General features: G+C 64.9%; 1 protein-coding gene. It reads left to right on the forward strand.

What is annotated here, in order from left to right:
- The coding region (gene tyrS / locus Y705_RS17095) for a tyrosine--tRNA ligase (protein WP_081737756.1) at positions 1-1,088 on the forward strand (1,088 nt) is incomplete at its 5' end.
- Between the last annotated feature and the right edge of the window lie 80 nt (positions 1,089-1,168).

The following is a 1,168-nucleotide window of genomic DNA, read 5'->3' on the forward strand; positions in this document are numbered from 1 at the left end:
CCGGGCACCGGCCCCTCGCGCTGGTCGGCGGCTCCACCGGCCTGGTCGGCGATCCACGCCCGACGGCGGAGCGCACCATGAACACCAAGGAGACCGTTGCCGAGTGGGTCGGCTACCTGCAGGGCCAGGTACAGCGTTTTCTCAGTTTCGAGGGTGCCAGCGGTGCCCGGATGGTGAACAATCTCGACTGGACAGCGCCGATGAGTGCAATCGACTTCCTGCGCGAGGTCGGCAAGTACTTCCGCGTGGGCACGATGATCAAGAAGGACATCGTGGCCACCCGTCTCAACTCGGATGAGGGCATCAGCTACGCGGAATTCAGCTACCAGATCCTCCAGGGCATGGACTACCTCCAACTGTTCCGGCAGTACGGCTGTGTGCTCCAGACCGGGGGCTCCGACCAGTGGGGCAACCTGACCAGTGGTACGGATCTGGTCCGGAAGGCGGAGGGCGTTGGAGTCCATGCCATCGGCACCCCGCTCATCACCAATTCCGATGGAACGAAGTTCGGAAAGAGCGAGGGGAATGCCGTGTGGCTGGATCCGGCCATGACGAGTCCCTACGCGATGTACCAGTTCTGGTTGAACACCTCCGACGCCGACGTTGTGGACCGCCTCAAGATCTTCACCTTCCGCTCCCGCGAGGCGATCGCCTCTCTCAAGGTTGCGACGGAGGAGCAGCCCCACCGGCGCGAAGCACAGCGGGTGCTCGCCTACGACGTCACCTCGCTGGTGCACGGCGTCGACGCCACTGAGAAAGTGATCGCCGCTTCCGCCGCGCTGTTCGGGCAGGGCGAGCTGGCCCACCTCGATGAGGCGACGCTCACGGCCGCGACGGCGGAGCTCGAGTCCGTGGCCGTTTCGCGTTCTGCACTGGGAATAGTGGATCTTCTGGTGGCTACCGGTCTTTCCGCAAGCAATTCGGCGGCGCGGCGGACTGTCGCCGAAGGTGGCGCCTACGTCAACAATCTCAAGATCACCGACGCCGAACACGTGGTGGGGGAGGAAACTCTCCTCCACCACCGGTATCTGCTGGTGCGCCGTGGCAAGCGGAGCCTCGCCATGGCCGACGTCGGCGCGGCCGGCTAGTCCACCCCTGGCCCTGCTTCCCAGCGTGCGACGGCGACACGGGTTCGCGGGGTTCGTGATGGTGTGGGTTTTCTTGTTGG

The sequence above is a fragment of the Arthrobacter sp. H41 genome, assembly GCF_000520535.1.
GTDB lineage: Bacteria > Actinomycetota > Actinomycetes > Actinomycetales > Micrococcaceae > Arthrobacter_D.